Genomic DNA, 25,668 nt, shown 5'->3' with positions numbered 1-25,668 from the left:
GCCTAAGAACCTATATGAAGCAGGAGCAGTAAATAAAACAAACTAAATCCTATGTTTAGCCCTGCTCCGTTAAGGTAGGGGCGTCCGATTCTCAGCTTTTCTACCAGTAAGACAGTCAACAGACTGAGCGGTAAAGGCGTCAGCAGCCCCAGATAAGCAGGCAATATTGTCTGACCGGTAACTATTAGCAGTGAGTAAACAAGCCAGCCTAGACCTGTCAGAGCGATAGCTGTCCGCCAGGTTATATCTAGAAAGAGCACTGCTTCATTGATAAGCCCGCTATCTTCGTCTGAACAGACCTGTCCGTTGCTTCGTTTATAAGCCTTTTTACTGATGATCCCAACGTAGTAAAAGGCCACATGTGCCACCGGCGACAGGGCAAATCCAATTCCTAACAAGGCTATTGACGGGTAGGCCCACAAGCCCTTATTTGTCAAACCAAAGAGAGCATAAAGCGAGACTAACATAAGAGGAATTGAGAAGTTAGCTACCAGAGCGCCCAGACGCAGCCGACCGACAGAGCCAGAAAGCATCAGCATAGCCAGATTCTTATTGCCAATCCGACTCTGCTCCGTAAAAGAGGCATAACTTTCCTTGTCTACTTCAAAGCCAACCAGCAGAATATCCCCCAATAACCAGCAAAGACCACTCAACAGCCCAGCCCATAAAGATAAAAAAATCACATTACTCTCCTTTTTTCCATTGTCCCCTTATCTTAGCACAAAAGCTCACTCAATCACAAGTAATCAGAAGGTTTACATCTGTTTACCCCAGCAAGTTCCTTTCATTAAGAGGCCTAGCACTCATGTCGCTCCGCTCCTCAGCATCAATGTCTCTAAGCTCGGCTTCGACCAGAGGTCTTGCCTGGCTAAGAGATCTAGAAAAATCCCCTGCCAAAGGGCAGGGGATGACCGACGAATTGTCTTATGCTTGATTTAGGGAGCTATCCGCTTATTTGCGGCGTCCTGGGCGTTCCTTGTAGCCATAATATGCGTCTTCGATGATTTCCTGCATGTGGTCAACCATTGGAAGGCGTGGGTTGGCTGGAGAACATTGGTCTTCATAGGCAAGGAAGGCTAATTCGCGTGAATGTTCTTTCCATTCTTTTTCGTCAATACCTTGAGCCTTGAAGTTCATTTCGATACCGACACGTTCTCCCAGTTCATAAACAGCTTTTGCGTAAGATTCAACCCCTTCTTCCGGAGTAGAAGCTGGGAGTCCAAGCATGCGTGCGATATCTTGGTATTTCTCATCCGCACGGTAGTAGTTGTACTTAGGCCATGTCGCTGTCTTAGCTGGACGTGTACCGTTGTAGCGGATAACGTATGGCAGCAAGATCGCATTGGTCCGTCCGTGAATGGTGTGGAATTGCGCACCAATCTTGTGGGCCATTGAGTGAGAAATACCTAGGAAGGCATTGGCAAAGGCCATACCAGCAATAGTTGAAGCGTTATGCATTTTCTCACGTGAGTGGAAGTCTGCATTCTTAACTGAGCTTTCAAGGTTTTCAAATACAAGTTTGATGGCTTGAAGTGCAAGACCGTCAGTGTAGTCGCTAGCCATTTGTGATACGTAAGCTTCAGTCGCGTGAGTCAATACGTCCATACCAGTATCCGCAGCTACAAATCCTGGAACTGTCAATACCAAAGCAGGGTCTACGATTGCCACAGTTGGTGTCAATGAGTAGTCAGCGATTGGGTATTTACGGTTGTTTGCTTTATCAGAGATAACGGCAAATGGAGTTACTTCAGATCCTGTACCAGATGTAGTTGGAATCGCGATGAATTTAGTCTTCTTACCAAGCAATGGGAATTTGAAGGCACGTTTACGGATATCCATGAATTTTTGCACAAGGTCACGGAAATCCACTTCTGGTTGCTCATAGAAGAGCCACATGACTTTAGCTGCGTCCATTGGTGAACCACCACCCAGGGCGATGATTGTATCAGGTTTGAAGGTACGCATAATCTCTGTACCACGTTCAACTGTTGTGATATCTGGATCTGGTTCTACGTCTGCAAAGATTTGGTAAACAACCTTATTACGACGAAGATCGAGTTGTTCGATGATACGATCTAGGAAACCAAGCTCTACCATAGCATGGTCTGTTACGATCATGACACGTTCCACATCGCGACATTTTTGCAGGTATTGGATAGAGTCACGCTCGAAGTAAGTTTTTGAAGGGAGTTTCATCCATTGCATATTATTTCTACGTCTTCCTACTTTTTTGATATTCAAGAGATTCACAGCACTAACGTTATCACCAACTGAGTTGCGACCATAAGATCCGCAGCCAAGAGTCAGTGATGGCAGGAAGGCATTATAAACATCTCCGATACCGCCGAAAGTAGAAGGTGAGTTGCAAATAACACGGATAGCACGAACAGCCTTACCAAATTCCTTAGTCAACTCTTCGTCCGCTGTATGGATAGCAGCTGAGTGACCAAGACCATGGAATTCTACCATTTGACGAGCTTTTTCAACACCGTCTTCACGGGATTCAGACTTGAGAACGGCAATGACAGGTGACAGTTTTTCACGTGTCAATGGCTCTTTTTCACCAACTTCTTTACACTCTGCGGCCAAGATATTCGTATCTTCTGGCACGCTGAAGCCTGCTTGCTCTGCAATCCAAGTAGCTGGCTTACCAACGATATCCGGATTGAGCTTAGCACCAGCACAGTTCTTGCTGTTTGCCTTAGCACCGAAGCAGAATTCTTCCAACAGAGCTTTTTCTTTCTTATTGACAAAGTAAGTATGATAAGATTTGAACTCTTCTACAAATTCATCATAAACTTCCTTGTCAATGATAACGGCTTGCTCAGAAGCACAGACCATACCATTGTCAAAGGACTTAGACATAACGATATCGTGCGCTGCTTGACGGATATTAGCTGATTTTTCCACATAAGCTGGTACGTTTCCGGCACCAACCCCAAGAGCTGGCTTACCACATGAGTAAGCTGCCTTCACCATTGCATTACCACCTGTCGCAAGGATAGTCGCAATCCCTTCGTGGTTCATAAGGGCAGAAGTTGCTTCCATAGATGGTTGCGTAATCCATTGCACACAGTTTTCAGGCGCACCCGCTGCAATCGCTGCATCACGAACGATTTGTGCTGCATGGGCAGATGATTCTTGAGCAGATGGGTGGAAAGCAAAGATAATCGGATTACGAGTCTTCAAGGAAATCAAAGATTTGAAAATCGCTGTTGAAGTTGGGTTAGTTGTTGGAGTAATTCCGCAGACAACACCCACTGGCTCCGCAATCAAGGTCAAACCAGTCACATCATCTTCCTGAATAACACCGACAGTTTTCGTGTGGCGCATATTATTCACAACGTGCTCACAGGCAAATAAGTTTTTAGTCGCTTTATCTTCAAAAACTCCGCGACCCGTTTCTTCATAAGCATGCAGAGCCAACTCACCATGGGCATCCAAAGCTGCTACAGAGGCCTTGGCTACGATGTAGTCCACCTGTTCCTGATTCAGCTTTCTCATTTCCTCGAGTGCAACCAGACCTTTTTGCACCAATTCATCGACATGCTTTTGCGCTGCCAAAGCCTTGTCTTCTTGTTCTACCGTTTTCTTCTTTTCAGCCATTCTATTCCTCCAATGGTTTTGCCTTAGGTTAGACGAAGAACACTAACCTTTGTTAAATATTTCACAATTCAATTATAACCCATTTAATGATTTTTGTAAACACTTTCAATTAACATTCACAAACTTTTCTCTATTAATTTGTGAAACACATAACAAATCCGCTTATTTTACAGTCTATTCTTTTAGTTATTGTGAAAAAATTTTTTACATTTTAAAGATTTCACATACTTTTACTTTCACATAATATATGAAAGCGCTTTCTTGTTTTGGATATAAAAAGCTCAGATGGACCGAGCTGATCTTTACTTTATAAACATCAAAAAGATGAACCTTAATTTCTATTTTTAATGATAATCTCAATCATCATCATAAACTCGTTCACCATGGATTTTGATATATTCTTCGCGTTTTCTATCCAACTCTTCCCAGATGGGATCGTCAATAGCATCAATCATCTGAATTTCTTCCAAACTCATCTCATTTGCTTCCTCAAAGGTTAGAGATAAGATATCTTCGTGTTTTTCCTTGAATTCATCGATTGTTATCCATGTTTTCTTGTCATCTTCGCTAATTTGTCCATTAAAGATTGTGGCAATCTCAATGGCCATGATATAGAACGCTCTTTTATCAAGAGTGAGCAGTTCAAGGTGGGTAGAGGCCAAACGTAAACAGTCTCCATTTTCGCGAAAATCTGTTACATAAGCATGCTCAAATTCCAAATTTAGGTCTTCATCAATTTGTGAATAAAAACGGTATTTTATCCCTTCTTGTATCGGAATATGCAACCAACGTTCGTCATAATCCTGTTTATCTAGTTTTAGATGAATGGCTATATCATTCCTATCTCTGATTTGACGAAAACCAGAATAGGAGAGAGGGATGCTTTCTCCTTGATAATTTTCAAACCACATTTTTTTCGCTAGTTCTAAATAATCAAACGGAATTTCTTTGGTGTAATCGCCTTTGATATATAGTCTCATAAATCTGAGATATCGCCTCCATGTGCTAGGATGTATTCTTTTCGACGAGCAGCTTCTTCCTCCCAAAGAGGATCGTCTACAACATCCATCGTTTGAATTTCTGTCAAACTTAGTTCATTTGCTTCTTCAAAAGTTAGAGATAGAATAGCCTCATGTTTTCTTTTAAACTCCTCAATTGTCAACCAGCTAGCCTTGCCATCCTCACTAATTTGACCATCAATAACCTTTGCAATCTCAAGCGCCATAATGTACATAGCTCGTTTATCAACTGTCAAAACTTCTAGATGGGTGGTTAAAATACGGAGATAGTCTCCCTTTTCATTATAATCTGTAGCAAATGCATCTTCAAAATTAATTTCAATACATTCCTTAATATGTGAAAAGAGTCTTCGTACCCCTTCCTTTAGGGCGACACTAGACCATCTCTTATCAGCAGTGCCTTTCCTCAAGGATAAATTTGAGAAAAAATCTTCTTGTAATGCATCATTGTCCCCAGCATTTGAGTAAGAAACTTGCTCATCTTCTGGAAACCACATTTTACCAGCTAGTTCCAAATAACCATAAGGTACTCTTTTTGTATAATCACCTTTTAAATATAATTTCATTCGTCCTCGTCATCCAACTCCACTTCACCATGGATGGCGATGTACTCTTCATTCCTGCGGTCGTCTTCTGCCCAGACTGGGTCTCTCACATCATCCATAAACGGAATTTCTTCAAGACTCAGCTCATTAGCCTTTTCATAACTCATCGAAAGGATATCTTCATGCCGGTTTTTAAATTCTTCCACACTTAACCAACTTTTCTTATCATCTTCACTGATTTGACCATCAATCGCAGTCGCAATTTCAATGGCCATAATATACATAGCTCGTTTATCAACAGTGAGAAGTTCAAGGTGCTTAGAAGCAATTCTTAAACATTCACCTTTCTCACGAAAATCCGACATGATAGCATCTTCATAGTCTAACTGTATATATTCTGACTTATGGGATAAAAAATCATATTTTATCCCTTTCTTAATCTGAATACTTTTCCACCTATCATCATGAGTTTTCTTGTCTAATTCTAAGTGAATAGAAAGTTTCTCAATTGGTAAATCTAGATACCCAGCATACGACAAATCTGGATCTATTCCATCTTTTTCCTCAAACCACATTCTTTTCGCTAGTTCTAAATAATCAAACGGAATTTCTTTGGTGTAATCGCCTTTGATGTAAACTTTCATTTTCCCTCCTATGATTTTAACCACTTAACAGCTTTTAAAATATATTTGACTAATTGATTTTTTTCATAATTTGATAATTTATTCAATTCTGAAATATCATCAATCCATTCTCTAGCACTTGCTGCATCGACAATTTCATCCATTCCCCTATGGGCATTAACTCTATAACCTGATTTCCCTCCTCCTGACTGAATCTGAACTTTTCCACTATGGGGTTCTGCATCTACACGAATATTCCCTTTTCTACTTCCAATCTTTCCTTCAACAGTCCCAAAAGTCTTACTCGTCGGTTTATTGGCCTGCCAGCTGTCGTAGTTACTAGCTGTATTTATGTTGATTTCACCATTTGCTATATTGGTTTGAACAATAGCTGTGCCTATATTTCTGACACCATCTAGTACTAAACTTCCGCCCAAAACATAGCTCAAATCAGCCACTGCTATTCCAGCAATTGCAGAAGTTCCAGCAGATTCTAGTCCAAAAAATAAACCTCCCGCCCCAGCAAGTGTTCCCCCAAAGTAAACACCAATACCAGCTAAAACTTCTACAATCCCCTGAGCCACTGCTTCTAAATTAGCTTCAGCATTTTCCGCTTCTAGTTTATGTAATGCCTCATTGATCTGATTAGTATACTTTTCATCGTAACGACCATTCTTATTTACAATGTAGAAAGAACTCTCATAATCACTAAAATCAAAAATATCAATTATATTGCCTTCATTGTCAATCTTTAGAGTATGGTTATAATCATCAACAATCTTATCCCATTCTGAACGCGGTTTACCCTTTAATTTTTCCTTAAGTTGGGACCGATAATAAGCATCTCCTTCCTCAGACAACATCATATTTCGAGAAGCTTCTTGAATCAGTCGTTCTTTAGGTTCTAGGTATTTTTTCTTTGAAACAGTCTGAATCTTCTGAGCCTTCATCTTAGCAGACCAACTCATATCTATGCCATCAGTAGAGTAATTACCCTCACTGTCTACCAATACCTGACTAAGCTGCGTTGCGCCCTGAATAGCTAACCCCAAAACCTGCAGACTATCTGTGAAATACTGGGACACCTGAGCCACAAACCATTCCAGTTTGTCAATTTTTTCCTGAATTTCGCGAATGCCGATATTTAGTTGAGTTTCAACTTCCATTAAAGCAGATGTCTGAGATAAAAGGTCTCCCAACTTACCTGTCAGCAGAGCTCCTGCATTACGGAAAAAATCTTGATTATCTGCAATCTGCTTTTCTACTTTTGCCAGTTGCTCATTTTTTATTTTCAGCTGTTCCTTCAGTAGATCCAAGTCCAATTCGCCATATCCAGCCACCTCGGAATCAGCACTTTTATAGGAAGCAAGCTCTCCCTGAATATCATCAATAGCCTCTTGCAACTTCTTGATGGCAGGGATGATTACCTCAGTAAATAAGCCTTTCCCCGCTGTATAAGCCGCTCCCTGCAGCTCACCCGACTCCAAAGAGGCAATCAGATGGTCGCAGCCACTAGATAGACGATCGGTCACTTGATTGGCTACTTGAAGGTTGCTGGTCATCGCTTGGATAAGCTGGGCTGAATCTGCTGCACTATATTTTACTCCCATGGCAGACTATTCCTTTCTTTGGTCAGTTTGTCTCGCTCTTCTTCCATAGTCTTTCTTGTTTGACGACTGAGCTTTCCAAGTTCATCCATCTGAACATCCACATAGTTCTTAACCTGTCGGTTAAGATACTGAGTTTCTGATAAATCACGACTGAGGGCAGCAGAGCTTTGAGGGTGTTCATAAAGAAGATGTTCCATTCGGGTCGTCAAGTATTGGAAATCCGTCGCAAAATTCGCCAGGGAAATCTCGTATTGACGTTTCATCGTCATAAATTCGTCTTCTTTTTGGTCGACTTTGAGGATTTTTTCGTAAAGTGCCTGGCGTTCTTTTTCGCTTTTATCTGCCTTCATCTCAACTCTCCCAGCGCTTGGCTTCCTCTATATCGCGTTTCTCAATTTTTGCAGCAATTTCTGGAAATTTATTGGCCTGAGTCAGAACAGCTGAGCTGAAGTCACTGACAGCCTGTAGCATTTGATTGCAGGCCTGACGGCCAGCTTCCATCCCAGCAATCCCTGTTGTATAGGAAAATTCGACTTGTTGATTTTGTGCATTGCTAGTATCAACTCCAACTAGCTCGCTGATAGCAGAACCAGCTGAAATAGCGTTCGATTTAATTTGTCCCATTATTGCTTCTCCTTTTGGAATTTATGGTTTCACATTGCCAGAATTTGCTTCATCTATGGCTTGCTTAATGGTATTGGCATAGAGAGTCCCCCCCTCAATCATAGACTCTGAGTTCGAGCCAAAGTGGACATAGTCTGTCCCTTCCCAAATCTGCGGATTTTCGATAGCGGTTTGATGCCAGTCAGCCACAAAGACATAGTCGTACTTCTTGGCTAATTCCAGCTCATACTCCCGCTGCTGGGCTAAAACACCGCCCTCTGAGCGACCGTCATAAGGAGTCACGAGGATCAGTTGATGACCTTTAGGCAGGCTGGAAACATATTCATCCAAAAGTTCATTTGAATAACCAGACGAATTGGTTCCAAGAGCTAGGACAACCTGCTTCTTCAGCACCCTATTGGCAATATCTGTCTTGTAGACCTCCAAGCCTGTGCTCAGACTGCGGCTAACGACAGTATCTAGCTCGATTCCTGGTAAAATCTGCTGCAATTGTTCGCTTGAGCGCAGGGCAACGGAGTCACCAATCATGGTAATCCCGTCCGCCACATTGTACTCAGTCGCCTTGGACTGATCAACCTGACTTCGAGTCGTCTGCATCTTAGTGTCAGCTTGATTCAGAGCATTGACAATCAAGCTTTCCTCAAAAGCTCCGACCTTTGGTGCTGTCACCGAGATAAAGAACATAATCAAAGCCAGCGGAATCATACTGTAAAAAATTGGTCTAGTGAGAGATGACAGATCCATCTTGGTTCCCATGATAACTGGCTGACGACCAGCCAGAGTTGGCTCCAAGATATAGAAAGACAAGGCTGCAAAAGTAAGAGACAGCAGCGTGGTCAAGAGAACAGCCAAGCCATTACTCATCAGCTGGGTAAAGATAATATAGAAAGGCCAGTGGAAGAGATAAACACCATAGCTGGTATCTGCGATAAAGTTGATAAGGCTAGGCTCCTTCACATCAGGGAGCTTGTCATGTAGCATCCTAGCTGCCAAAATCATCAGACAGGCCAAGGTAGTCGAAATCAAGAATCCTACCAGGTAGGTCCAAAGACTGTCAAACTTGAGCAGGAAGCTGAGCAAAAGCAAAATAGCTGCGCTGCCCCCCATAATTCCTAGCACTTGCTTGAGAGCCAGCTTTTCCTCCAGCATCTTAAAGCGACTGCTGACATGGCCGACACCAGACAAGGTAGCTAAGATGCTTCCTGCAAAGAAAGGAAAGACGTGGGTCAAACTTGAAAAATAAATGTCAGAGTAATTCTTAGTGGTCAAAGCGCCAGCAAACATTGATACAAAGCTGACCAAAAAGAGACCTGCTGAAAGCAGCGCAATCATACCGCGATAGCGGGCCGTTGACTTAGCAACCTTGCCCAAGCCCCAAGCAGCCAAGCCCCAAAGAACATAATAGTGCACTTCTAAAGCCAGACTCCAAGTATGAATCAGGATGTGCGGCACAAACTGACTCTCATAATTGCCGCCAGATAGCATTTCATAGAAGTTGGTCACAAATCCCAAGGCAGCCGCAATCTGCGTCCCAATCCCAGCCACAAAATCCTTACGAATCAAGAGTGTAAAGGGCATAACGACCAAAATCATAAAGACCAGAGGGGGTACAATCCGATAAAAACGCCGTTTGAAAAAGCCTTGGATATCGATTTCTTTCTTTCTGGCAAACTCGTCAATAAGCAGAGAGGTAATCAAGAAGCCAGAAAAGGTAAAAAAGATATCCACGCCAATAAAACCGCCAGGGAAAACGCCCTGGAAGTAATGATAAAGCAGAACTAGAAGCAGCCCCGTGATTCTGACGAGCGAAAACCATTTAATGCGCATTTTGATAAATTCCTTGTTTAAACGTTCCTTCATAAACGACATTGCCTTCTGTCGTTAGCTTTCCTTGTCCATCAGCCTGACCCTTGCTGAAGTCCCCTTCATATTTCCAGCCAGCCTGAGAGGTAAAAGTTCCTTTGCCGTCAAAGATGCCATTGCGAAATTGACCGCTATAACTGTCCCCATTTTGAAAAGTCATAGTCCCCTGACCGTTCATCTTCCCGCGAACCAAGGTCCCGTCATACTTGATCTTTCCCTGATCCAGCGTTAAAACGCCCTTACCAGGAATCCCCGAAGTAAAGACCAGAATAGCTGACAGTACAATGACCGTGACAGCCAAGAGTTCTAAATTCTGCCGGGTCAGATAGACCTTGTATTTATCGTAAAATTCTTTTACTTTATCCATATTCCTATCCATCCAAACGCTCTAGCCACTTCTTGCAGCCAGCCAAGACCAAATCATAGGTTTGGTCAAAATCTCCTGTGTACCAAGGATCTGGTACACTTTCTTCTTCAAACTGATAAATTTTATGCTGAAAATCTTCAGGCGCCATCCGCTTCAAATCTCGAACATTGCTCTCATCCATACCGATGACGTAGTCAAAATCCGCAAAATCCGCTGCTGAAATCTGCTGAGAAGTCTTGTTCCTATCATAAGCAATGGCATATTTCTTAAAAATAGCCTGTGTTCCCCGATGAATGGGATTGCCGTGCTCCCAGCTCGAGGTTGCCCGGCTCTCGATTTTCAGTTGGTCTGTTAAACTCTTCATGACAAACTCTGCCATCGGACTACGGCAGATGTTGCCCAAACATACAAATACAATTTTCTTCATACAATACCTCGCTATCTATTATAACAAAATAATGGCAAAAACTAGCCCTGAATCGTTTACAGTTTCCTGATTCTCGTTGAAAACTGGCAAGCCCTGCCCCTCTCATGTCTGAAAATAGCAAAAAACCACCGTTTGGTGGCTTTTTGTAGGGAGATTATTTTTTAAAAAGAAAAAAGTTTTAGGAGTTAAGTTAATTTCTTAACTTGGTTATAGTATAATATCCATTTCTTAAAACTTCCTTAAAATAACTTAAACATTTTACTCTTATCTTGTACTTATTTATCAAGACAATGACATTCCAGCTGTGGCCAGCGTTTCTGCCAATTCTTCTTAGCCAAGCGCTCAGCATAGACACGCTGGCGCTCCTTATTGTCAAGAAAATGAGGAGTCGGTCTAACCTGAAAGTTTGAGATATCCTCCAAACCATAGGGAGCAAAAAGTTCCAGTTTGTCATTTGCCAGCAAGCGCAGGCCGATAGCTGTGCAACGCTCAGGATACTTACTCATAGCTTCGCAAGCATTTTTATAAGGTGCTGTTCCAGGACTATGGCGGTGCATATAGGCTTGATTTCTCAGTTCCCATCGATACTGTGGCCAGTCTGCCTTGAGCTTGGCTTCCAGATCTGTCGTCTCTGCTTCAGCATAACTCGGGTCAAAGAAAATGACATCTACATCCGTCTCTGAATCAAAACCTGGTCGCTCTGACAGCATATTCCAGATAAAATTCCTCACACATCCAGCTGCTAACCAAGAATCCTTGAGCTCCAGACTGCGAATAATTTCCAAAATTGCTCGGATGTCTGGATCTTGACCTAATCGGTCTAAAATCTCCTTTTCTGTCATCATTCCTTCATATACTCATATCCTAAATGCTCATAGGCTTTGCGGGTAGCCACGCGCCCAGTCCGTGTCCGCATGACAAAGCCTTTCTGAATTAGGTAAGGCTCATACATGTCCTCCACTGTTTCACGCTCCTCAGCAATATTGACCGAGAGGGTTCCCAGTCCCACTGGACCGCCACCGTAGACCTCTATCATAGTCTTCAAAATCTTCTGGTCCACGTAATCCAGACCTTCCTGGTCCACATCCAGCATGGAGAGAGCCTGGTCGGTTATCTTATCATCAATCAGGCCATTGCCCATAATCTGCGCGTAGTCCCGCACCCGCTTGAGCAAACGGTTAGCAATCCGCGGTGTGCCTCGGCTACGCAGAGCCAGCTCCTTCGCAGCCTCGTGAGTAATATCCATCTCAAAAATCTCTGCCGTGCGCTCAACGATTTCAGTCAGGTCGCCAGCTTCATAATACTCCATGTGACCGGTAATCCCAAAGCGAGCCCGCAGAGGATTGGACAGCATGCCTGCCCGAGTGGTCGCCCCAATCAGAGTGAAAGGCGGCAAATCCAGATGGACGCTGCGACTGGTCTCACCTGAGCCAATCATAATGTCGATGTAAAAGTCTTCCATAGCGCTGTACAGCACTTCCTCTACTGCCATTGGCAAGCGGTGAATCTCATCTATAAAGAGGACATCACCCGGCTCAAGGTCATTTAAGATCGCAACCAAATCACCAGATTTCTCAATCACCGGACCTGAAGTTTGCTTGAGATTAACGCCTAGTTCATTGGCAATAACAAAGGCCATGGTCGTCTTCCCAAGACCTGGAGGGCCAAAAAGCAGGGTATGATCCAGCGCCTCATCCCTCAGCTTAGCCGCTTCAATAAAAATCTTCAGCTGGTCCTTGACCTTGTCCTGACCGATATACTCCTGTAAATACTGGGGACGCAAGGTGCGCTCCACTAATTCCTCATCGCCCATTAATTCATTATCTAAAATTCTACTCATAGAACTATTATAGCAGAAAATAAAGCCGAGGAAGCAAATCTAATTCGCGTCTGAACACAAAAAAAGACCACCGGATTGGGTGGCCTTTATGGGAGATTATTATGAAAAAGTTTAGGATTTCTATCAAATAAAGTTAGGAGGTCTTCATTTGATACTCATAGTATACTGCCCCTAACTTAAAGAAACCTTAACTTTGTATAACGTATCCTTTAAAATTTAACATTTGAGTTACAATCCGATAAACATCCTGTCTTATTCTAAAATTTGAGCAAAAAAAGACCACCGGATTGGGTGGCCTTTATGGGAGATTATTATGAAAAAGTTTAGGATTATCAAACAAAGTTAGGGGGCTTCATTTGATAAGAATAAGTATAGCAGCCTTAGCTTAAGAAAAACTTAAAGTAAAATTCAGTTAGCAAAAAAGATTTTGCTTTTGATAGTGGAGCCTTTTTCCTTGCTTAAGATTAGCTACTTATGAAAACATAGTCTCTGAAAACTGGACCAAGAAAAACGGCAGAAGGAGGTACTGCCGTTTTTTGTGCTCTTTCGCGATTGTTTCTTTATAAAGTTGCTGGTACATCAGCAAAATACACTGTCCTGCTGGTAAAAATCTGACCGGCCTTGAGAATGACATCTGACTGCTGGCTACTGTGAATGGCATCCGGCAGGGCCTGAGCTTCCAGAGCCAAGCCATTATGCTGAATCATAGGTTGGCCATCAAACTGAACGGAATCATCCACGCAATTCGCTGAATAAATCACCAGGCAGGGCGCCTGAGTCTCAATAGTCAGGCGGCGGCCCGATGCTGGATGATAGAGCGTCCCTGCCTGATCTCGGCTTGGGTTTAGAGCAAAAGGATGATCCAAGCCAGATACCAGCTGGATTTGCTCGTCAGGCGCATCGAAAATTTCTTTAAGGGCAGCGCCCTTGGTCAGCTTCTTGACAAAGTCACGCTCTGCATCAACCTTTTTTTCAGGAAGGCCGTCAGCTGCAATAGGATAGACACCACCAGTATTGAGTTGCAGGATATGATCATCAATAGGCTGATTGAAACGACCAGACAGGTTAAAATAGCTGTGGTTGGTCGGATTGACCAAGGTATCCTGATCTGTCTGGACCTGATAGGAGATTTCCAGCTCGCCCTTCTCTGTCAGGGTATAGGAAACCCAGATTTTCAGATTGCCCGGAAAGCCGCCAGTTCCGTCAGTCCGCTCTGTATAAAAGGTGAGCCCGTCATTGCTAACTTCCTCTACTTCAAAAACCGCACTATCCCAGCCGCTGGAGCCACTATGGTTGCAGTTTGGGCCATTATTGACCTCTAGCTGAAAGGTCTGGCCATTCAGCTCAAAAACTGCTCCGGCAATACGTCCGGCCACCGGACCAATACTGGCTCCGTGCTTAGGACTGTTTCCAATATAATCCTCAAACTGATCAAAGCCGACGACGATATTGTCAAAGTGATTATCCTTATCAGGAGTGACATACTGGATGACGGTTGCTCCGTAGTTCATGACTGTCAGACGATAGCCTCGATCGTTTTCAAAAGTATAAGCCAAAATCTCCTGACCGCCCAGCTTTCCAAAAATGGATTCTCGGTAAGATTTCATACCAAACCTCTTTTATCTATCCTATTAAAAATCACGAACTTGCCAAGTCCTGTCTTCAAAAGGCAGGTCAAGCTTGTCCACCCAAGACACAGCTGTTTGGCGCAAGACTTGATTAAGATCCTCGATATTCTGACGGCCTGTCTCGTCCAGCCATACTTGAGCCGCGGCAGCTCCCTCTTGTGCGAAGACTGAGACTGCATCCTTCCAGGTAGCCCGTCCGCACAGAACTCCGTTAAACTGTGAACCCGCTTCATGGGCTAGCCGCAGCGTTTCTTGGAAAAGTTCGGCACTGACACCAGCGCTGAGGAAGATGAAAGGCAAGTGTGTCGCATCTGACTGTTCTTTAAAGAAAGCTTGGGCTTCCGTCACGCTGTAGACTGGCTCAACTCCTTCTTTGGTGAAGCCCTCGACAAAGTTCATATTGACTGGCACTTCAACCTTTAAGACATCTACATGATAGCGGGGATCTGAAAAGTGCTTGACTGCCTCGTTGACCTTATGCGGCTTAAGCTTGGCATAGTTAGCGTCCAAGACACTGTCACTCTTAGCATCATAGGTTAGAATCTCCAGAAAATAGGGAATATCCTCAGCTAAGCATTCGCTGCCCACGCGCTCAACCCAGGCCTGCTTGATGTCGTTGATTTCCGGCTTATCATCTACATCATAGTAAATCAAGACCTTGACGGCATCTGCGCCCATGTCTCGGATGCGACTAGCTGACCAGTTAGGCAGCAAGTCCGGCAGGCGGCCCTCGGCTGTCGCATCATAGCCGGTCTTCTCATAGGCTACTATTAGCCCGCAGGAAGCATCTCGCAGCTTGGCTGCAGGCAGACCGAACTCCGGATCCAACAGGATGGAGCTGGCATAGGGCGTCAGCTGACTAGAGATTAATTCTTTAAACTGAACCAGAGCTTGATCACCAGAAGGCGAATGTTCTCCGCTAACCAGCATTTTCTTGAGCGAGCCACGCTGGTCAATGGCCAAAGCCCCGATAATTCCCTGCTCGTCTGATAGTTTTTTCAAATGGCTCACTTTTTTGTGGCTGATTTGTAATTTCTCCATAGATTTTCCTTTTCTTACTGCCCAAGAGGGTGAATGATAACCCCCTGTACTACACGATTGACCGTTCCTGTCGGAGACGGTGTGTCTGGACGGTTCTTAACCTTGAGCGAGGACAGGAGAGCAAAGAGCTGAGCGTAAACGATGTAAGGGAAGATGCGATAGCTATCTCCCAGAGGCTCTTGGGTACTTAGCACTACTTGCTCGACTCCTTCCAACTGCTCCTCCCGGTCAGTCAGCAAGACCAGTCTGCGGACAATCCCGTCACCAGCCACTTCCCGCACCAAGTCCAAATCATAAGCCTTGGTATAGCCATCTGCCGAACCAAAGACCAGAACGACTGTGTTTTGGTTAATCAGCGACTTTGGTCCATGCCGAAAACCGACTGGGCTTTCGTACATGGTCGCAATTTGGCCAGCTGTCAGCTCTAAAATCTTAAGCTGGGCTTCATGCGCCAGGCCAAAGAAAGGCCCTGCCCCCAGATAAATGACCCGACTGAAATCCAAATCAACCAGCTGCTGCACATCTGCAACGCGTCCCAAAACATCCTGACTGAGCTGAAGCAGAGCCGCAACCTTAGCTTCCTTCTGAGCTAGATCAGCCCGGTCAAAGACCAAAAGGGCTGTCAGCATCATAGAGCTGAAGCTAGAAGTCATGGCAAAGCCAGCATCATTAGAAGCTTCTGGCTGCAGGAGCAAAAGATTCTTTTCATCATCTTGGGCCTGCTGGGCCAGCTTGCCCTGGGCAGCACAGGTAATGGTAATCTGATACAAGTCATCCACCAGCTGCTTAGCCAAGTCCACAGTCGCTACACTTTCTGGGGAATTTCCGCTGCGGGCAAAGGAAACCAAGACTGTCGGCACTTCTGTCTTCAGATGCACCAAGGGATTGGCAACGATATCTGTCGTCGCAATAGCGTTGAAATTCCATTTGCGCTCATCATAAATCTGCCTGAAATAAGGCGTCAAGGTATCTCCGACATAGGCTGATGAGCCTGCTCCGGCAAAAATGACCTTGATGTAGTCATGTTTGTCCTCGATTTTTTTCAGAAAAGCAGCGATGTCTGCGGCCTGAGCCTTGTAATGTTCAAAGGCTTCCTGCCAGACCTCAGGCTGCTGATAGATTTCTCTCGTTGTGATGTCAGCCCCCAGACGCTGCAATTCTTCCTGTGAATAATCTAACATTCTCTTTCTCATTCCTTTCCATCATTTGAAAAAAGGGGGAGCGAGACAGAAATCCAGAAAATCAAAGATTTTCGGCTCGCTGTCCCACCCCCGCGACGATGGCCAGACTTGAACTATGCTTTTAACAAGCTTTTTCAAACCAGACAGCGACTGCATTTTGCAATGCTGAACCATCCATTTTCCTAGGCCAAGAGACAATCTCCCAAATTCCTCTTAGACCAATATGCTTGAATCATCCACCGTGGCCAATCCTTACCTATCAGCAGTCTCCCATCTGCTGACAGCGCAAGGTCTTCACCCAACTAGAAGTGATTGTTCAAGTTTTTATTCATCTTCATCATCCATTAGGCCTGCTAGAACATCATTAACCTTAACAATATTCTCTGCTGCCTTGGATGGATAGCTGACCTCTGCTCCTGTCAAAGATGCATTGATAAACTCAATGACCATGGGCAGATTGACCCCCGCATAAAGCTCGATATCCTGTCCTTCCATAATGAAGCGGCTGACTACATTACAAGGAGTGCCCCCCAAGAGATCCGCAAAAACCAAGTAATCCTCAAAGTCTTTGACCGTTTCTAAGAATTTAGCCGCGAAATCTTCTGGGCCTTCCTCCGGAAGCAGGGCTACTGCATGGATGTCTTCCTGAGGCCCCATAATCATTTCCGTAGTTGTTTTCAGCTCTTCACAAAAGCGACCGTGGCTGACTAAAACTAATTTCTTACTCATAAATTACTCCATTACTCTGGTACTTGTCCCAGCAGGAAGTAGCCGATAGCAGAGAAGCTTACTGCCATGATAATGATAATGAAGATAGCCTTAGTAGAGTTCATTCCTTTCTTGCCCAAAAGCCAGAAGATAAAGCCCGTAAAGACTGCTGGAATCAAACGTGGGAAAATCAGATTCATCATGTCTTGGAAATCAATAGCCTTTTTACCGATGTTCCATACCCAAGATACTTCAAAGTTAATCATAGTAGCAATCAAACCACCCACCATGAAGATACCCAGCACAGAAGCCGCTTCAACAAGAGCTGTCAAAGTACTTTGCATGTTGGTAATGAGATTGACACCTTCTTTGTAGGCGAATTCTAACTGTTTCCAACGGAAAATGTCATAAGCAACTGCTACAGCAATCCAAAGGAAAATTCCCCAAGGTTGGCCTGCAATAGCCATGGTGGCAGCGATAGAGCCCATGATGGCTGGTACAAGTGAGCCAAAGATGGAGTCTCCAAGAGGAGCGAACGGCCCCATAAGACCTGTCTTGATACCGTTGACCGCATCTTTTGATTTAACCCCATCTTTTTCTTCCATAGCTAGGTCAAAACCTGCAATAATGGTGTGGAAGAAAGGTGATGTATTGAAGAATTGCGTATGCAATTTCATCATTTCTTTCAATTCTGGAGTGCCGTCACCATACATTTTACGCAACTGAGGCAAGAGCATGTAGAGGTAACCAGAACCTTGCATCCGCTCGTAGTTCCAGCCTAATTGGAAGGTGAACAAGCTGCGTTTATTGATTTGTTTAAAATCTTCTTTTGTTAATTTATAATTAGAGTTCGTCATCTTCGATTTCCTCACTTTCTGAGTTTGTGCTAGCAGCTGGCGCAGCAGCTACTGTTCTTTGGCTGTATTTGAAATGCTGTACGGCAAGGAAGATACCAAAGATAGCTACACCAATCATAGACAAGCCTTTGAAGTTATTGGCAAATGTGATCGCAGCATCTTTTGGAAGAGTTCCAACAATACTAGATACAGCCCCACCCAAAGTTTGAATGTTTGAGTAAAGCACAGTCAGCATAGCTGTCAAGCCAAAACCAAGAGCTAGGTAATGAAGATTACGTTTAACTGGAAGGTAACGAAGCAAGATGGCAAACCCGAGTCCTGGAAGCATACGACCAGCCAGTGTTAAACCTGCAGCTAGCCATTTCACACCAGCAACACCATCTACTATCGCTTCAACAAATGTTCCACCAAATGCTAGAGCCAGAAAAACTGGAAGGGCACGAGACAAAGCCCAAGGAAGTGCACCTAAGAGATAGTTGCGTTCAATACCTTTATAGTCGAAGCGTTCAATTGCTGCATCCACACGGTGAGCAAAGTAAGTCGTTGTCATACGACCCAAGATATCGAAGTAAGTCAACAAAGTTGCTACCGGTACTGCGATTGTCGCAATAGCCAATTCTGGCTTATACCCTTGCGCAACTGAAAAGGCTGTTGCAAGAACGGCACCTGATGTCGCGTCAATACGAGAAGCTCCACCAAAAGTTCCGACACCAAGAACGAATAATTGCAGGCTACCACCGATAAACAAACCGGTCGTTAAATCGCCCATAATCAAGCCAGTAATGAATCCAGCAAATACAGGGGATCCTGCTGACGAAACGATGGTCAACTCATCACAGATTTGATAAGCTGAGTACAAAGTGAGTAGTAAAATTTGCCACCATTGTATCATAACAATGTCCTCCTAAAATTTTGTCTTATTTTAATAACTTCATGAAATCCTCAACCGGATCGTTGGGAACCATTTGCGCTGTCAGCTTGACTCCTTTTTCATGTAGCTTGTGAAAGGCTTCAACATCTGCATCTACCACGTTGATAGAGCGGGTAATGGAGCGAGTTTCATCTGACTGAGACATATTGCCGACGTTCAGCGTTTCCAGCGGAACACCAGCTTCGACCAACCGCAGGAAGCGGTCTGGCTTGCGAGCGACAATCAAGAGTCGCTGTGAATCATACTTGCCAGCCAAGATATTTTCTGCTGCCTTAGCAATCGGCAAGACACTGAGTTTCACACCAGCTGGCGTTGCGAGCTTGAGCCCGCTCTTTTCGATAGCATTTTCAGCTACCTCATCGTCAATCACCATAATGCGTGAAATGTTGAGCTTGGTAGTCCAAAGATTGGCTACCTGTCCATGGATTAAACGTCCATCGATACGTGCACCTACTATTGTCATAGATTTTCCCCCTTTATTGTTTTAAATGTAGGTTGGTTAACTAAGTGAATGGTTTCGCTGTAGATCCCTTCTATCTCAAAGATAATGATGCGATTATCGCCTTCTCTGAGCAGGCTGTGCGGGATATAGAGCGATAGGGTCGGTCCGACATTCCAGAAACGGCCAATGCTGACACCATTGACAAAGACGACGCCCTTGCCAAAGTCGGACAGATCCAGATAAGTATCTTTAAGCGCTTTCATTTTAAAGTCAAAAGCGTAGAAAGCTGGTTGATTTTCCTGCCACCCTTTCGAAAAGTCAATCTTTTCTGGATGATCCAGCGGCAATGGGTAATGCTGCCAGTCAAGCAGGAAGTGCAGATCCTTGCAGACACCTGTACGAATGCCTTTTTGCTGGGTATCTGCCAAGAGTTTGTGCCCATAATTGACCCGGCCCATATTTTCCATCAAAATATCAATCTGGTGCTCTGCCTTTTTCTGGCCGTCCACCATAATATCCTGACCGATTTCTGTCTGGTACTGGGTTGCAATGTGCTGACCGTCCACATAGAGCTGCATACGGTCGCGGCCGTCAATGACACGGAGCCTTTCCTGATCAGCATCCCAACTAGCCCAAGTCCGATAGAGCAGGTAGCCGACATTTTGCCCCAGCTCCTCCATCTTCATCGGATAGAGACTTTCGATAGGCTGAGCCAAGTCAGGCAGGGTCTCAAAGAGACTGACTTTCTGACTGAGCGGAATATTCCTGAGCTCAAAAGACTCTTTCACCAAGGGCTCCCTCTGCGGATACTCTGGATAATGCTCTTTCAGCATCCTCTGGACTGCATAGTACTTGTCCGTCGGATTGCCTCGCTCATCGAGTAGAGCATCATAGTCATAGGAAGTTACCTGTGGCAGGTCAATGACACCTCTGGCCGAACAGCCGTTCATGAAGCCAAAGTTGGTACCGCCATGAAACATATAGAGATTGATTGAGCCTTGCTGGAGCACTTCGTGAACAGCTTGAGCCAGCTCGTCTGGATCTCGCCTGATGATAGGTTCTTTCCAGCGATTGAACCAGCCATCCCAGAATTCCATACACATGAGAGGCCACTTTTTGCCATGCTCGTCAAAGAATTCCTGCATCTGGGCAAAATTGTAATCTGCCTTGGAGCCGAAATTTCCTGTCACAAAGACATCGTCATCAATCAGCGTACCAGCTTGAAGCGTAGCCCGCCAAGGTCCGTCTGAAGTAAAGAGCGGACAGGTTACACCTCGTTCTTCCATGAGCTGTCTGATTGCTCTCAGGTAGACCTTGTCTTCCCCATAAGAACCGTACTCATTTTCCACCTGCATCATGAGGATATTTCCCCCATTGCCCAGAAGCCTTGGAGTCAGTCGCGGCAGCAGCTCGTCATAATAGCTGGCTACAGCCTGCAGAAAGGCCTCGTCTGATGAACGAATGCGCATATTTTCATTGAGCAGCCAGGCCGGCAGACCACCGAACTCCCACTCCGCGCAGATAAAAGGCGAAGGGCGGATAATGGCATAAAGTCCCAAATCCTGAGCTGTCTGTAAAAATGCCTCAATATCTAAAATTCCTTGGAAGTCAAAGACACCTTTTTGGGGTTCGTGCATATTCCAGGGAAGATAGGTCTCCACTGTGTTAAAGCCCAGAGCTTTGAGATTATAAAGGGAATGATACCAATCCTCAGGCTGTACCCGAAAATAGTGAATGGCTCCCGATAAAATCTTAAACTCCCGATCATCCAAACAGAAGGAATGACCAATTTTGAATCTTGCCATCTGATGTTCCTTCAGGTATAAAACCGCTTTCATCTCTTATTAATATTAATATAATAAATTTTTGCATAAATGTCAACATTTTTTTTTAAAATATGTTAAAATCTTAAGTAAGAAAAGTAAAAAAGAGAGGTGAACAAAATGGCTATTCCAAAATACCAACAAATCAAAGATGAGCTCAAGCAGCAAATCATTTCTGGCAAATTTGAAAATGGCGATAAGTTTTACACAGAGGCTGAACTGATTCAGATGTTTAATGTCAGCTCCATTACCGTTGTCCGCGCTTTGAATGAACTGGCCAATGATGGTTACATCATCCGCCAGCAAGGCAAGGGAACCTTCGTTTCACGTGCAAGAAAGCACAAGCTAGTGGAATTTTCTGACGTTGAGACTTTCCCTATCCAAAAAGATAAGGTGACTGTTCTCTCCATCAAGCGTGGGAATGACCTGAAAATCTTGGATAAGCTAGAACTAGCACCAACGCAGTTCTACTATAAGATTGACCGGATCAGACGGACTGGCGATAAAATCTATATCTATCACCAAACCTATATCCCTGAGCAGTACATCAATCCTAACTATCCAGATATGGACTACTACAGCTCTATTTACAACCGCTTCAAAACTGACTACCACATTCACATGAATGATGAGCATTTTGAAGAGACCAATGAAATTGTCTTCCCAACACCAAAAGATGTTGCGAAAGTGCTGGAAGTTGATACCAACTTCCCGACTGTTCATCAGGTAAAGATTACCCAGCTGGAAAGCACTGGACAGATCTTAGAGTACAGCGAAACTTACAAACGCGGCGACTTCTTCAAGATCAAGTTCATTTCCTGCAATCGGGACCACTAAGATTGAAAACGATGGCTTCTAATCGGCTGTCGTTTTTTGTTTCATCTTGTATGTTCCTATCTATTTTAAATCTATCTATACCAATTTGCAACCCTTTAAGACTTTTTAATCAATAAAATGTAAACATAAGACGTCATCTTGTCCTATTTTTAATCAATTTAAAGAAGAAAAAAATAAGAAACACTGGCTGTTCCCCTGAAAATTGGTACATGATGAAGCAAAAAGCTGGGATTGAATCCCAGCTTTTTGATATAAAATGTTCCTTATTTTGCAAATAAAGTCGTTTATTAAGTCTCTAGAAAACCTGCTATTTCTTTATTTCTAATTCACGGACCTGAAGCAAAACATTAGGTAAATCTGCCCCAGCCTGAAGAAGGGCAGCAGCCGTATAAGTGCCTTCTACTAAGGGAACATTATTGATAATGATTTCCTTGTCGGAAAAGTCTGCGACCATTTCTAGATTCATCCGAGCCGAACCCAGATCGAAAAAGGCCAAAATAGTGTCCTTGTCATTAGCATCTAAAGCTGCCTGAATCCCTTCAAAACTCGTACCAATGCTGCCGTCTTCTAGCCCGCCTACATAGCTGATGCTCACATCTGCCGCCACCTGCGAAATGAGGTCAAACAAGCCTTGGGCCAGGTTTTTGGAATGAGAAACGATAAGAATGCCAGTATCTGCCATCAGCCTGCCTCCGTTTCTAGAAGAGCCTCAAAGAGGAAGCCTGAAGAAGCTGAGCCGGGATCGATATGACCAATGGAGCGCTCACCGACATAGGAAGCCCGTCCCTTGGTTGCTTTCATATCCTTGGTCGCTTCCACTAGTGAGCCAATCTTTTCATGCGTCAAGTCTCCGGACTGCAGAGAAAGAGGAATCCCCGACCAGATATCCACCATGGTCTTCTCACCAGGCACAGCCTTGCCCCGTTTCTGAATCATGTCCAGACCAGCTTGGATGACTTCTGACAAGTCTTTACCGTCTTTTTCAGCCTTAGCCATGCCCATAAAGGCCGAGCCATAGAGAGGACCGGAAGCACCACCGACCTTACTAATCAGCTGCATGGAAACAGCCTGAAAAACATCGGCCGCACTGGCAAAGTCCTTAGCAGCTAGACTCTCTACTGCTGCCGCCATTCCTCTGGCCATATTGCCACCGTGATCACCATCACCGATGGGTGTATCGAGGTCAGACAGATAGGCTTTCTGAGCTTGGATCTTTTCGTTAAACAACTGCATCCATTTTTTTGCTCTTGCTGCGTCCATAAGCACCTCCTTACCAAGCGGCTGTCGTGACAGGACTGTTGAGAGCTGTCAGCCAGTCTGGCTGATCCAGCTGGATAAAGGTCAGAGAAATCCCTGCCATATCAATGGAGGTCATGTAATTACCCAGCTTTTTATAGACAACTTCTACTCCAGCATCTGCCAGAAGATTTGCTACATCGGCCGCAAAGACATACTGCTCCATGAGTGGTGTTGCACCCATACCATTGATGAGAATGCCAATCTTCTTACCAGATTTGAGTTCAACAGACTGACTGAGCTTTTCGACCAATTCCTTGGCTAAGTCCTTAGACGGCTGCATCTTTTCCTTACGATAGCCTGGCTCACCATGGATGCCAATACCGAACTCAATCTCGTCATCAGCCAAAACAAAACCAGGCTTGCCGACTTCCGGTACGGTTGCCCCGCTCAGGGCCAAGCCAACTGTGTGAATATGTTTGACCAGCTCATCAGCCAGAGCCTTGATTTCAGTCAGAGATTTGCCTGCACGCGCCGCATCCCCTAGAATCTTATGGACAAGAATGGTACCTGCCACTCCACGGCGACCTTGAGTATAGAGGCTGTCTTCCACTGCGATATCGTCATCTACGACGACACTAGCCACCTCAATCCCTTCCATCTCAGCCATTTCCTGAGCCATTTCAAAGTTCATGATGTCACCGGAGTAATTCTTAATCACCATGAAGACCCCAGCCCCCTCATCTGCTTCCTTAATGGCCTGCAAGACCTGGTCTGGTGTTGGAGAAGTGAAGACCGCTCCGCAGATAGCAGCCGACAGCATGCCCTCGCCGACAAAGCCAGCATGGGAAGGTTCATGACCGCTGCCACCGCCAGAAATTAAGCCGACCTTGCCTGTCTTCTCACTCTTGCGGGCAATGATATCAAAGCCCTCCACCCGATAAACCAAATCGCTGTGAATATAGGCCAAGCCGTCTAGCATCTCGTCCACAACTGCTGTTGGATCGTTGATAATTTTCTTCATAGGTGTCCTCCGTTTCTCAGCGCTTCTCTAAAATGAGCAATCTGCCCTAAAAAGAAAGCGCTATCATTTTAATGTTATTTTAACATTTTATCTTACCGAAAGCAAATTCTGCCACATCCTAGACTAGAAGGAAGCATCAAATTAGTTGACAAGAAAAAGTAGACAGTGTATACTAAAGATAGATAAGTAGACAGTGTATACTTTTGGAGGAGATACATGAAACGCAATACTGCCCAGCTGAAAGAACAGCTCATCCAAACAGGGATTGACGAAATCGGAAAACATGGAATTGAACAGCTTTCGCTCAGAACTGTTGCCAGAGCCTGCGGTGTAACTCACGGCAGCCCTTATCGCCATTTTGAGAGCAAGGACGGCTATCTCAAGGTGGTTTTGACCCAGCTTTCGCTGTTTCTCAATCAGGAAATCAATGAAAACATTAATGCGACAGGTTCTGCGCGTGATCAGCTGACCCAGCTTGGACTTAATTTCATTCTTTTTGCCAAGACCCACCCTCATTTTTTTGAAGCTCTCTTTATCAAATTTCCTTTTAAATATATGAAGGTGGCGCAGGATACCATTCTCTTGGAGTCTGACCTGCCTGGATTTGATAAATTTAAGGAGCTTGTTTTAAAGCTTCGCAAGGAGGAAAATTTTAGCAATAGCGAAGCAGAAAGCCTTTTTCACTTTTGGAGCTTTATCACAGGCCTAGCCGTTCTGGCCAACAGTCCCATCGGACAAGACCTTGATCCTCAAGCCATCCAAAGCACGATTGAGCACATGCTTGACATTTATATCAAAGGAGAACGATCATGAAAACCTTGATTATTTACACCCACCCAAACCCAACTGGCTTCAATGCCGCTATTCTCAAAGAAGTTCAAAGCAACCTTTCTAAGAAGCACGAGGTGAAAACCTTGGACTTGTATGCTGAAAATTTTGATCCGATTTTGCGCTTTGACCAAGAACATAGACGCCGTGACCTGCACAAAGACCCTGAAATGGCAAAATACCGAGATTTGATCACTTGGGCAGACCATCTGATTTTCATTTTCCCTATCTGGTGGAGCGGTATGCCGGCCATTCTTAAAGGCTTTATCGATCGCGTCTTCGCGGCTGACTTCGCCTACTCTTATAAGAAAGTCGGCCTCCAAGGCCACCTGCAAGGCAAATCCGGCTGGATTATCGCCAGCCACAACACACCAGGTTTTGCCCTGCCTTTTGTCCAAGACTACGGCAAGGTACTTAAAAATCAAATCCTGAAACTTTGTGGTATTTCTCCTGTCAAACTGACCGAGCTCAACGGAGTAGAACGCAAAACAGATCAACAACGCCAAGAAATGCTCAAGAAAATCGGGCAGCTAGCCAGTCAAATTTAAGATAAAGCAAAAGAACCTGAGACAAAATAGTTCTCAGCTACAAAAAAGCTAGAGATTCCC

Annotated in this window: 27 protein-coding genes and 1 pseudogene; 3 read left to right on the top strand and 25 right to left on the bottom strand. The window is 44.4% G+C overall.

The annotated features are described in order from the left end of the window. Positions 1-2 precede the first annotated feature (2 nt). From RYK49_RS05880 to RYK49_RS05775, 22 genes and pseudogenes are all read right to left on the bottom strand, one after another. Positions 3-683: a DUF6796 family protein gene (locus tag RYK49_RS05880; RefSeq protein WP_314865178.1), complete on the bottom strand. Its 681-nt coding sequence runs from the start codon at positions 681-683 to the stop codon at positions 3-5. Positions 684-765: 82 nt separating this feature from the next. Continuing rightward, positions 766-870 (bottom strand): annotated as a pseudogene (locus RYK49_RS05875) (shikimate dehydrogenase); the annotation flags it as partial. Positions 871-951: 81 nt separating this feature from the next. After that, positions 952-3,606, bottom strand: coding sequence for a bifunctional acetaldehyde-CoA/alcohol dehydrogenase (gene adhE, locus RYK49_RS05870; RefSeq protein ID WP_314865176.1), 2,655 nt, complete (start codon positions 3,604-3,606; stop codon positions 952-954). 356 nt (positions 3,607-3,962) lie between these two features. Then, positions 3,963-4,586, bottom strand: a complete 624-nt coding sequence (locus RYK49_RS05865) for a hypothetical protein (RefSeq protein ID WP_314865174.1) — start codon at positions 4,584-4,586, stop codon at positions 3,963-3,965. Continuing rightward, positions 4,583-5,191, bottom strand: coding sequence for a hypothetical protein (locus tag RYK49_RS05860; RefSeq protein ID WP_314865173.1), 609 nt, complete (start codon positions 5,189-5,191; stop codon positions 4,583-4,585). The genes RYK49_RS05865 and RYK49_RS05860 overlap by 4 nt, the downstream gene beginning before the upstream one ends. Next, the gene (locus RYK49_RS05855) at positions 5,188-5,814 is read right to left on the bottom strand and encodes a hypothetical protein (RefSeq protein WP_314865172.1); all 627 of its coding nucleotides are present in this window, start codon (positions 5,812-5,814) and stop codon (positions 5,188-5,190) included. Before RYK49_RS05855 ends, RYK49_RS05860 begins: the two co-directional genes overlap by 4 nt. Positions 5,815-5,822: 8 nt before the next feature. After that, on the bottom strand, positions 5,823-7,403 hold the full coding sequence (locus RYK49_RS05850; protein WP_314865170.1) for a virulence protein: 1,581 nt from the start codon (positions 7,401-7,403) through the stop codon (positions 5,823-5,825). Next, positions 7,394-7,753 (bottom strand): hypothetical protein, encoded by a 360-nt coding sequence (locus RYK49_RS05845; protein WP_048773666.1) that lies wholly within the window; start codon positions 7,751-7,753, stop codon positions 7,394-7,396. The genes RYK49_RS05850 and RYK49_RS05845 overlap by 10 nt, the downstream gene beginning before the upstream one ends. A 1-nt stretch (position 7,754) precedes the next feature. After that, a complete protein-coding gene (locus tag RYK49_RS05840; protein WP_314865168.1) occupies positions 7,755-8,027 on the bottom strand; it encodes a TIGR04197 family type VII secretion effector in 273 nt (90 codons plus the stop codon). A gap of 21 nt (positions 8,028-8,048) precedes the next feature. Beyond that, entirely contained in the window at positions 8,049-9,854 is a 1,806-nt protein-coding gene (locus tag RYK49_RS05835) for an acyltransferase family protein (protein ID WP_314831545.1), read from the bottom strand. After that, a complete protein-coding gene (locus tag RYK49_RS05830; protein WP_002907692.1) occupies positions 9,844-10,269 on the bottom strand; it encodes an MORN repeat-containing protein in 426 nt (141 codons plus the stop codon). Before RYK49_RS05830 ends, RYK49_RS05835 begins: the two co-directional genes overlap by 11 nt. Continuing rightward, positions 10,262-10,684 (bottom strand): low molecular weight protein-tyrosine-phosphatase, encoded by a 423-nt coding sequence (locus tag RYK49_RS05825; protein ID WP_314865166.1) that lies wholly within the window; start codon positions 10,682-10,684, stop codon positions 10,262-10,264. Before RYK49_RS05825 ends, RYK49_RS05830 begins: the two co-directional genes overlap by 8 nt. 275 nt (positions 10,685-10,959) lie before the next feature. Further along, positions 10,960-11,529 carry a nucleotidyltransferase family protein gene (locus RYK49_RS05820; protein ID WP_149565728.1) on the bottom strand — a complete coding sequence of 190 codons (570 nt, stop codon included), beginning with the start codon at positions 11,527-11,529 and terminating at the stop codon, positions 10,960-10,962. Then, entirely contained in the window at positions 11,526-12,524 is a 999-nt protein-coding gene (gene ruvB, locus RYK49_RS05815; protein ID WP_002898800.1) for a Holliday junction branch migration DNA helicase RuvB, read from the bottom strand. The genes RYK49_RS05820 and ruvB overlap by 4 nt, the downstream gene beginning before the upstream one ends. Before the next feature lie 560 nt (positions 12,525-13,084). Further along, entirely contained in the window at positions 13,085-14,131 is a 1,047-nt protein-coding gene (locus RYK49_RS05810) for an aldose epimerase family protein (protein WP_314865162.1), read from the bottom strand. Between the two features lie 24 nt (positions 14,132-14,155). Beyond that, on the bottom strand, positions 14,156-15,193 hold the full coding sequence (gene lacD, locus RYK49_RS05805; RefSeq protein WP_314831525.1) for a tagatose-bisphosphate aldolase: 1,038 nt from the start codon (positions 15,191-15,193) through the stop codon (positions 14,156-14,158). A 14-nt stretch (positions 15,194-15,207) separates the two neighbouring features. Next, on the bottom strand, positions 15,208-16,386 hold the full coding sequence (locus RYK49_RS05800; protein WP_314831524.1) for an SIS domain-containing protein: 1,179 nt from the start codon (positions 16,384-16,386) through the stop codon (positions 15,208-15,210). Between the two features lie 312 nt (positions 16,387-16,698). Beyond that, the gene (locus RYK49_RS05795; RefSeq protein ID WP_002894390.1) at positions 16,699-17,103 is read right to left on the bottom strand and encodes a PTS sugar transporter subunit IIA; all 405 of its coding nucleotides are present in this window, start codon (positions 17,101-17,103) and stop codon (positions 16,699-16,701) included. Positions 17,104-17,114: 11 nt separating this feature from the next. Then, entirely contained in the window at positions 17,115-17,939 is an 825-nt protein-coding gene (locus RYK49_RS05790) for a PTS system mannose/fructose/sorbose family transporter subunit IID (protein ID WP_002907685.1), read from the bottom strand. Continuing rightward, entirely contained in the window at positions 17,926-18,831 is a 906-nt protein-coding gene (locus tag RYK49_RS05785; RefSeq protein WP_314831523.1) for a PTS mannose/fructose/sorbose/N-acetylgalactosamine transporter subunit IIC, read from the bottom strand. Before RYK49_RS05785 ends, RYK49_RS05790 begins: the two co-directional genes overlap by 14 nt. 25 nt (positions 18,832-18,856) lie before the next feature. Next, a complete protein-coding gene (locus RYK49_RS05780; protein ID WP_002898809.1) occupies positions 18,857-19,333 on the bottom strand; it encodes a PTS system mannose/fructose/N-acetylgalactosamine-transporter subunit IIB in 477 nt (158 codons plus the stop codon). Then, the gene (locus RYK49_RS05775) at positions 19,330-21,150 is read right to left on the bottom strand and encodes a beta-galactosidase (RefSeq protein ID WP_314831522.1); all 1,821 of its coding nucleotides are present in this window, start codon (positions 21,148-21,150) and stop codon (positions 19,330-19,332) included. The genes RYK49_RS05780 and RYK49_RS05775 overlap by 4 nt, the downstream gene beginning before the upstream one ends. 105 nt (positions 21,151-21,255) lie before the next feature. Between RYK49_RS05775 and RYK49_RS05770 the strand changes: the two genes are divergently transcribed. Beyond that, entirely contained in the window at positions 21,256-21,972 is a 717-nt protein-coding gene (locus tag RYK49_RS05770; RefSeq protein WP_002914224.1) for a GntR family transcriptional regulator, read from the top strand. A 307-nt stretch (positions 21,973-22,279) separates the two neighbouring features. Here RYK49_RS05770 and dhaM read toward each other — a convergent pair whose 3' ends face one another. The 3 genes from dhaM to dhaK are packed head-to-tail and all read right to left on the bottom strand — an operon-like array spanning position 22,280 to position 24,232. Further along, a complete protein-coding gene (dhaM, locus tag RYK49_RS05765; RefSeq protein WP_060976538.1) occupies positions 22,280-22,654 on the bottom strand; it encodes a dihydroxyacetone kinase phosphoryl donor subunit DhaM in 375 nt (124 codons plus the stop codon). Next, the gene (gene dhaL, locus RYK49_RS05760; RefSeq protein ID WP_314831616.1) at positions 22,654-23,232 is read right to left on the bottom strand and encodes a dihydroxyacetone kinase subunit DhaL; all 579 of its coding nucleotides are present in this window, start codon (positions 23,230-23,232) and stop codon (positions 22,654-22,656) included. The genes dhaM and dhaL overlap by 1 nt, the downstream gene beginning before the upstream one ends. Before the next feature lie 10 nt (positions 23,233-23,242). After that, a complete protein-coding gene (dhaK, locus tag RYK49_RS05755; RefSeq protein ID WP_161544018.1) occupies positions 23,243-24,232 on the bottom strand; it encodes a dihydroxyacetone kinase subunit DhaK in 990 nt (329 codons plus the stop codon). A gap of 216 nt (positions 24,233-24,448) precedes the next feature. Between dhaK and RYK49_RS05750 the strand changes: the two genes are divergently transcribed. Further along, positions 24,449-25,045 (top strand): TetR/AcrR family transcriptional regulator, encoded by a 597-nt coding sequence (locus RYK49_RS05750; protein WP_314831617.1) that lies wholly within the window; start codon positions 24,449-24,451, stop codon positions 25,043-25,045. Next, positions 25,042-25,608: an NAD(P)H-dependent oxidoreductase gene (locus tag RYK49_RS05745; RefSeq protein ID WP_314865161.1), complete on the top strand. Its 567-nt coding sequence runs from the start codon at positions 25,042-25,044 to the stop codon at positions 25,606-25,608. Before RYK49_RS05750 ends, RYK49_RS05745 begins: the two co-directional genes overlap by 4 nt. The last annotated feature ends 60 nt before the right edge of the window (positions 25,609-25,668 follow it).

Origin of the sequence: uncultured Streptococcus sp. (assembly GCF_963525625.1) — a bacterium.
In the GTDB taxonomy this organism is placed as follows: domain Bacteria; phylum Bacillota; class Bacilli; order Lactobacillales; family Streptococcaceae; genus Streptococcus.
Note: the sequence above shows the minus strand (reverse complement) of the source record. Positions and strands in the feature narration are given on the sequence as shown.

Coding starts and splice junctions, on each gene's coding strand:
- adhE (WP_314865176.1), bottom strand. CDS start 3,606: ATGGCTGAAAAGAAGAAAACGGTAGAACAAGAAGACAAGGCTTTGGCA.
- RYK49_RS05865 (WP_314865174.1), bottom strand. CDS start 4,586: ATGAGACTATATATCAAAGGCGATTACACCAAAGAAATTCCGTTTGAT.
- RYK49_RS05860 (WP_314865173.1), bottom strand. CDS start 5,191: ATGAAATTATATTTAAAAGGTGATTATACAAAAAGAGTACCTTATGGT.
- RYK49_RS05855 (WP_314865172.1), bottom strand. CDS start 5,814: ATGAAAGTTTACATCAAAGGCGATTACACCAAAGAAATTCCGTTTGAT.
- RYK49_RS05850 (WP_314865170.1), bottom strand. CDS start 7,403: ATGGGAGTAAAATATAGTGCAGCAGATTCAGCCCAGCTTATCCAAGCG.
- RYK49_RS05845 (WP_048773666.1), bottom strand. CDS start 7,753: ATGAAGGCAGATAAAAGCGAAAAAGAACGCCAGGCACTTTACGAAAAA.
- RYK49_RS05840 (WP_314865168.1), bottom strand. CDS start 8,027: ATGGGACAAATTAAATCGAACGCTATTTCAGCTGGTTCTGCTATCAGC.
- RYK49_RS05835 (WP_314831545.1), bottom strand. CDS start 9,854: ATGCGCATTAAATGGTTTTCGCTCGTCAGAATCACGGGGCTGCTTCTA.
- RYK49_RS05830 (WP_002907692.1), bottom strand. CDS start 10,269: ATGGATAGGAATATGGATAAAGTAAAAGAATTTTACGATAAATACAAG.
- RYK49_RS05825 (WP_314865166.1), bottom strand. CDS start 10,684: ATGAAGAAAATTGTATTTGTATGTTTGGGCAACATCTGCCGTAGTCCG.
- RYK49_RS05820 (WP_149565728.1), bottom strand. CDS start 11,529: ATGATGACAGAAAAGGAGATTTTAGACCGATTAGGTCAAGATCCAGAC.
- ruvB (WP_002898800.1), bottom strand. CDS start 12,524: ATGAGTAGAATTTTAGATAATGAATTAATGGGCGATGAGGAATTAGTG.
- RYK49_RS05810 (WP_314865162.1), bottom strand. CDS start 14,131: ATGAAATCTTACCGAGAATCCATTTTTGGAAAGCTGGGCGGTCAGGAG.
- lacD (WP_314831525.1), bottom strand. CDS start 15,193: ATGGAGAAATTACAAATCAGCCACAAAAAAGTGAGCCATTTGAAAAAA.
- RYK49_RS05800 (WP_314831524.1), bottom strand. CDS start 16,386: ATGAGAAAGAGAATGTTAGATTATTCACAGGAAGAATTGCAGCGTCTG.
- RYK49_RS05795 (WP_002894390.1), bottom strand. CDS start 17,103: ATGAGTAAGAAATTAGTTTTAGTCAGCCACGGTCGCTTTTGTGAAGAG.
- RYK49_RS05790 (WP_002907685.1), bottom strand. CDS start 17,939: ATGACGAACTCTAATTATAAATTAACAAAAGAAGATTTTAAACAAATC.
- RYK49_RS05785 (WP_314831523.1), bottom strand. CDS start 18,831: ATGATACAATGGTGGCAAATTTTACTACTCACTTTGTACTCAGCTTAT.
- RYK49_RS05780 (WP_002898809.1), bottom strand. CDS start 19,333: ATGACAATAGTAGGTGCACGTATCGATGGACGTTTAATCCATGGACAG.
- RYK49_RS05775 (WP_314831522.1), bottom strand. CDS start 21,150: ATGAAAGCGGTTTTATACCTGAAGGAACATCAGATGGCAAGATTCAAA.
- RYK49_RS05770 (WP_002914224.1), top strand. CDS start 21,256: ATGGCTATTCCAAAATACCAACAAATCAAAGATGAGCTCAAGCAGCAA.
- dhaM (WP_060976538.1), bottom strand. CDS start 22,654: ATGGCAGATACTGGCATTCTTATCGTTTCTCATTCCAAAAACCTGGCC.
- dhaL (WP_314831616.1), bottom strand. CDS start 23,232: ATGGACGCAGCAAGAGCAAAAAAATGGATGCAGTTGTTTAACGAAAAG.
- dhaK (WP_161544018.1), bottom strand. CDS start 24,232: ATGAAGAAAATTATCAACGATCCAACAGCAGTTGTGGACGAGATGCTA.
- RYK49_RS05750 (WP_314831617.1), top strand. CDS start 24,449: ATGAAACGCAATACTGCCCAGCTGAAAGAACAGCTCATCCAAACAGGG.
- RYK49_RS05745 (WP_314865161.1), top strand. CDS start 25,042: ATGAAAACCTTGATTATTTACACCCACCCAAACCCAACTGGCTTCAAT.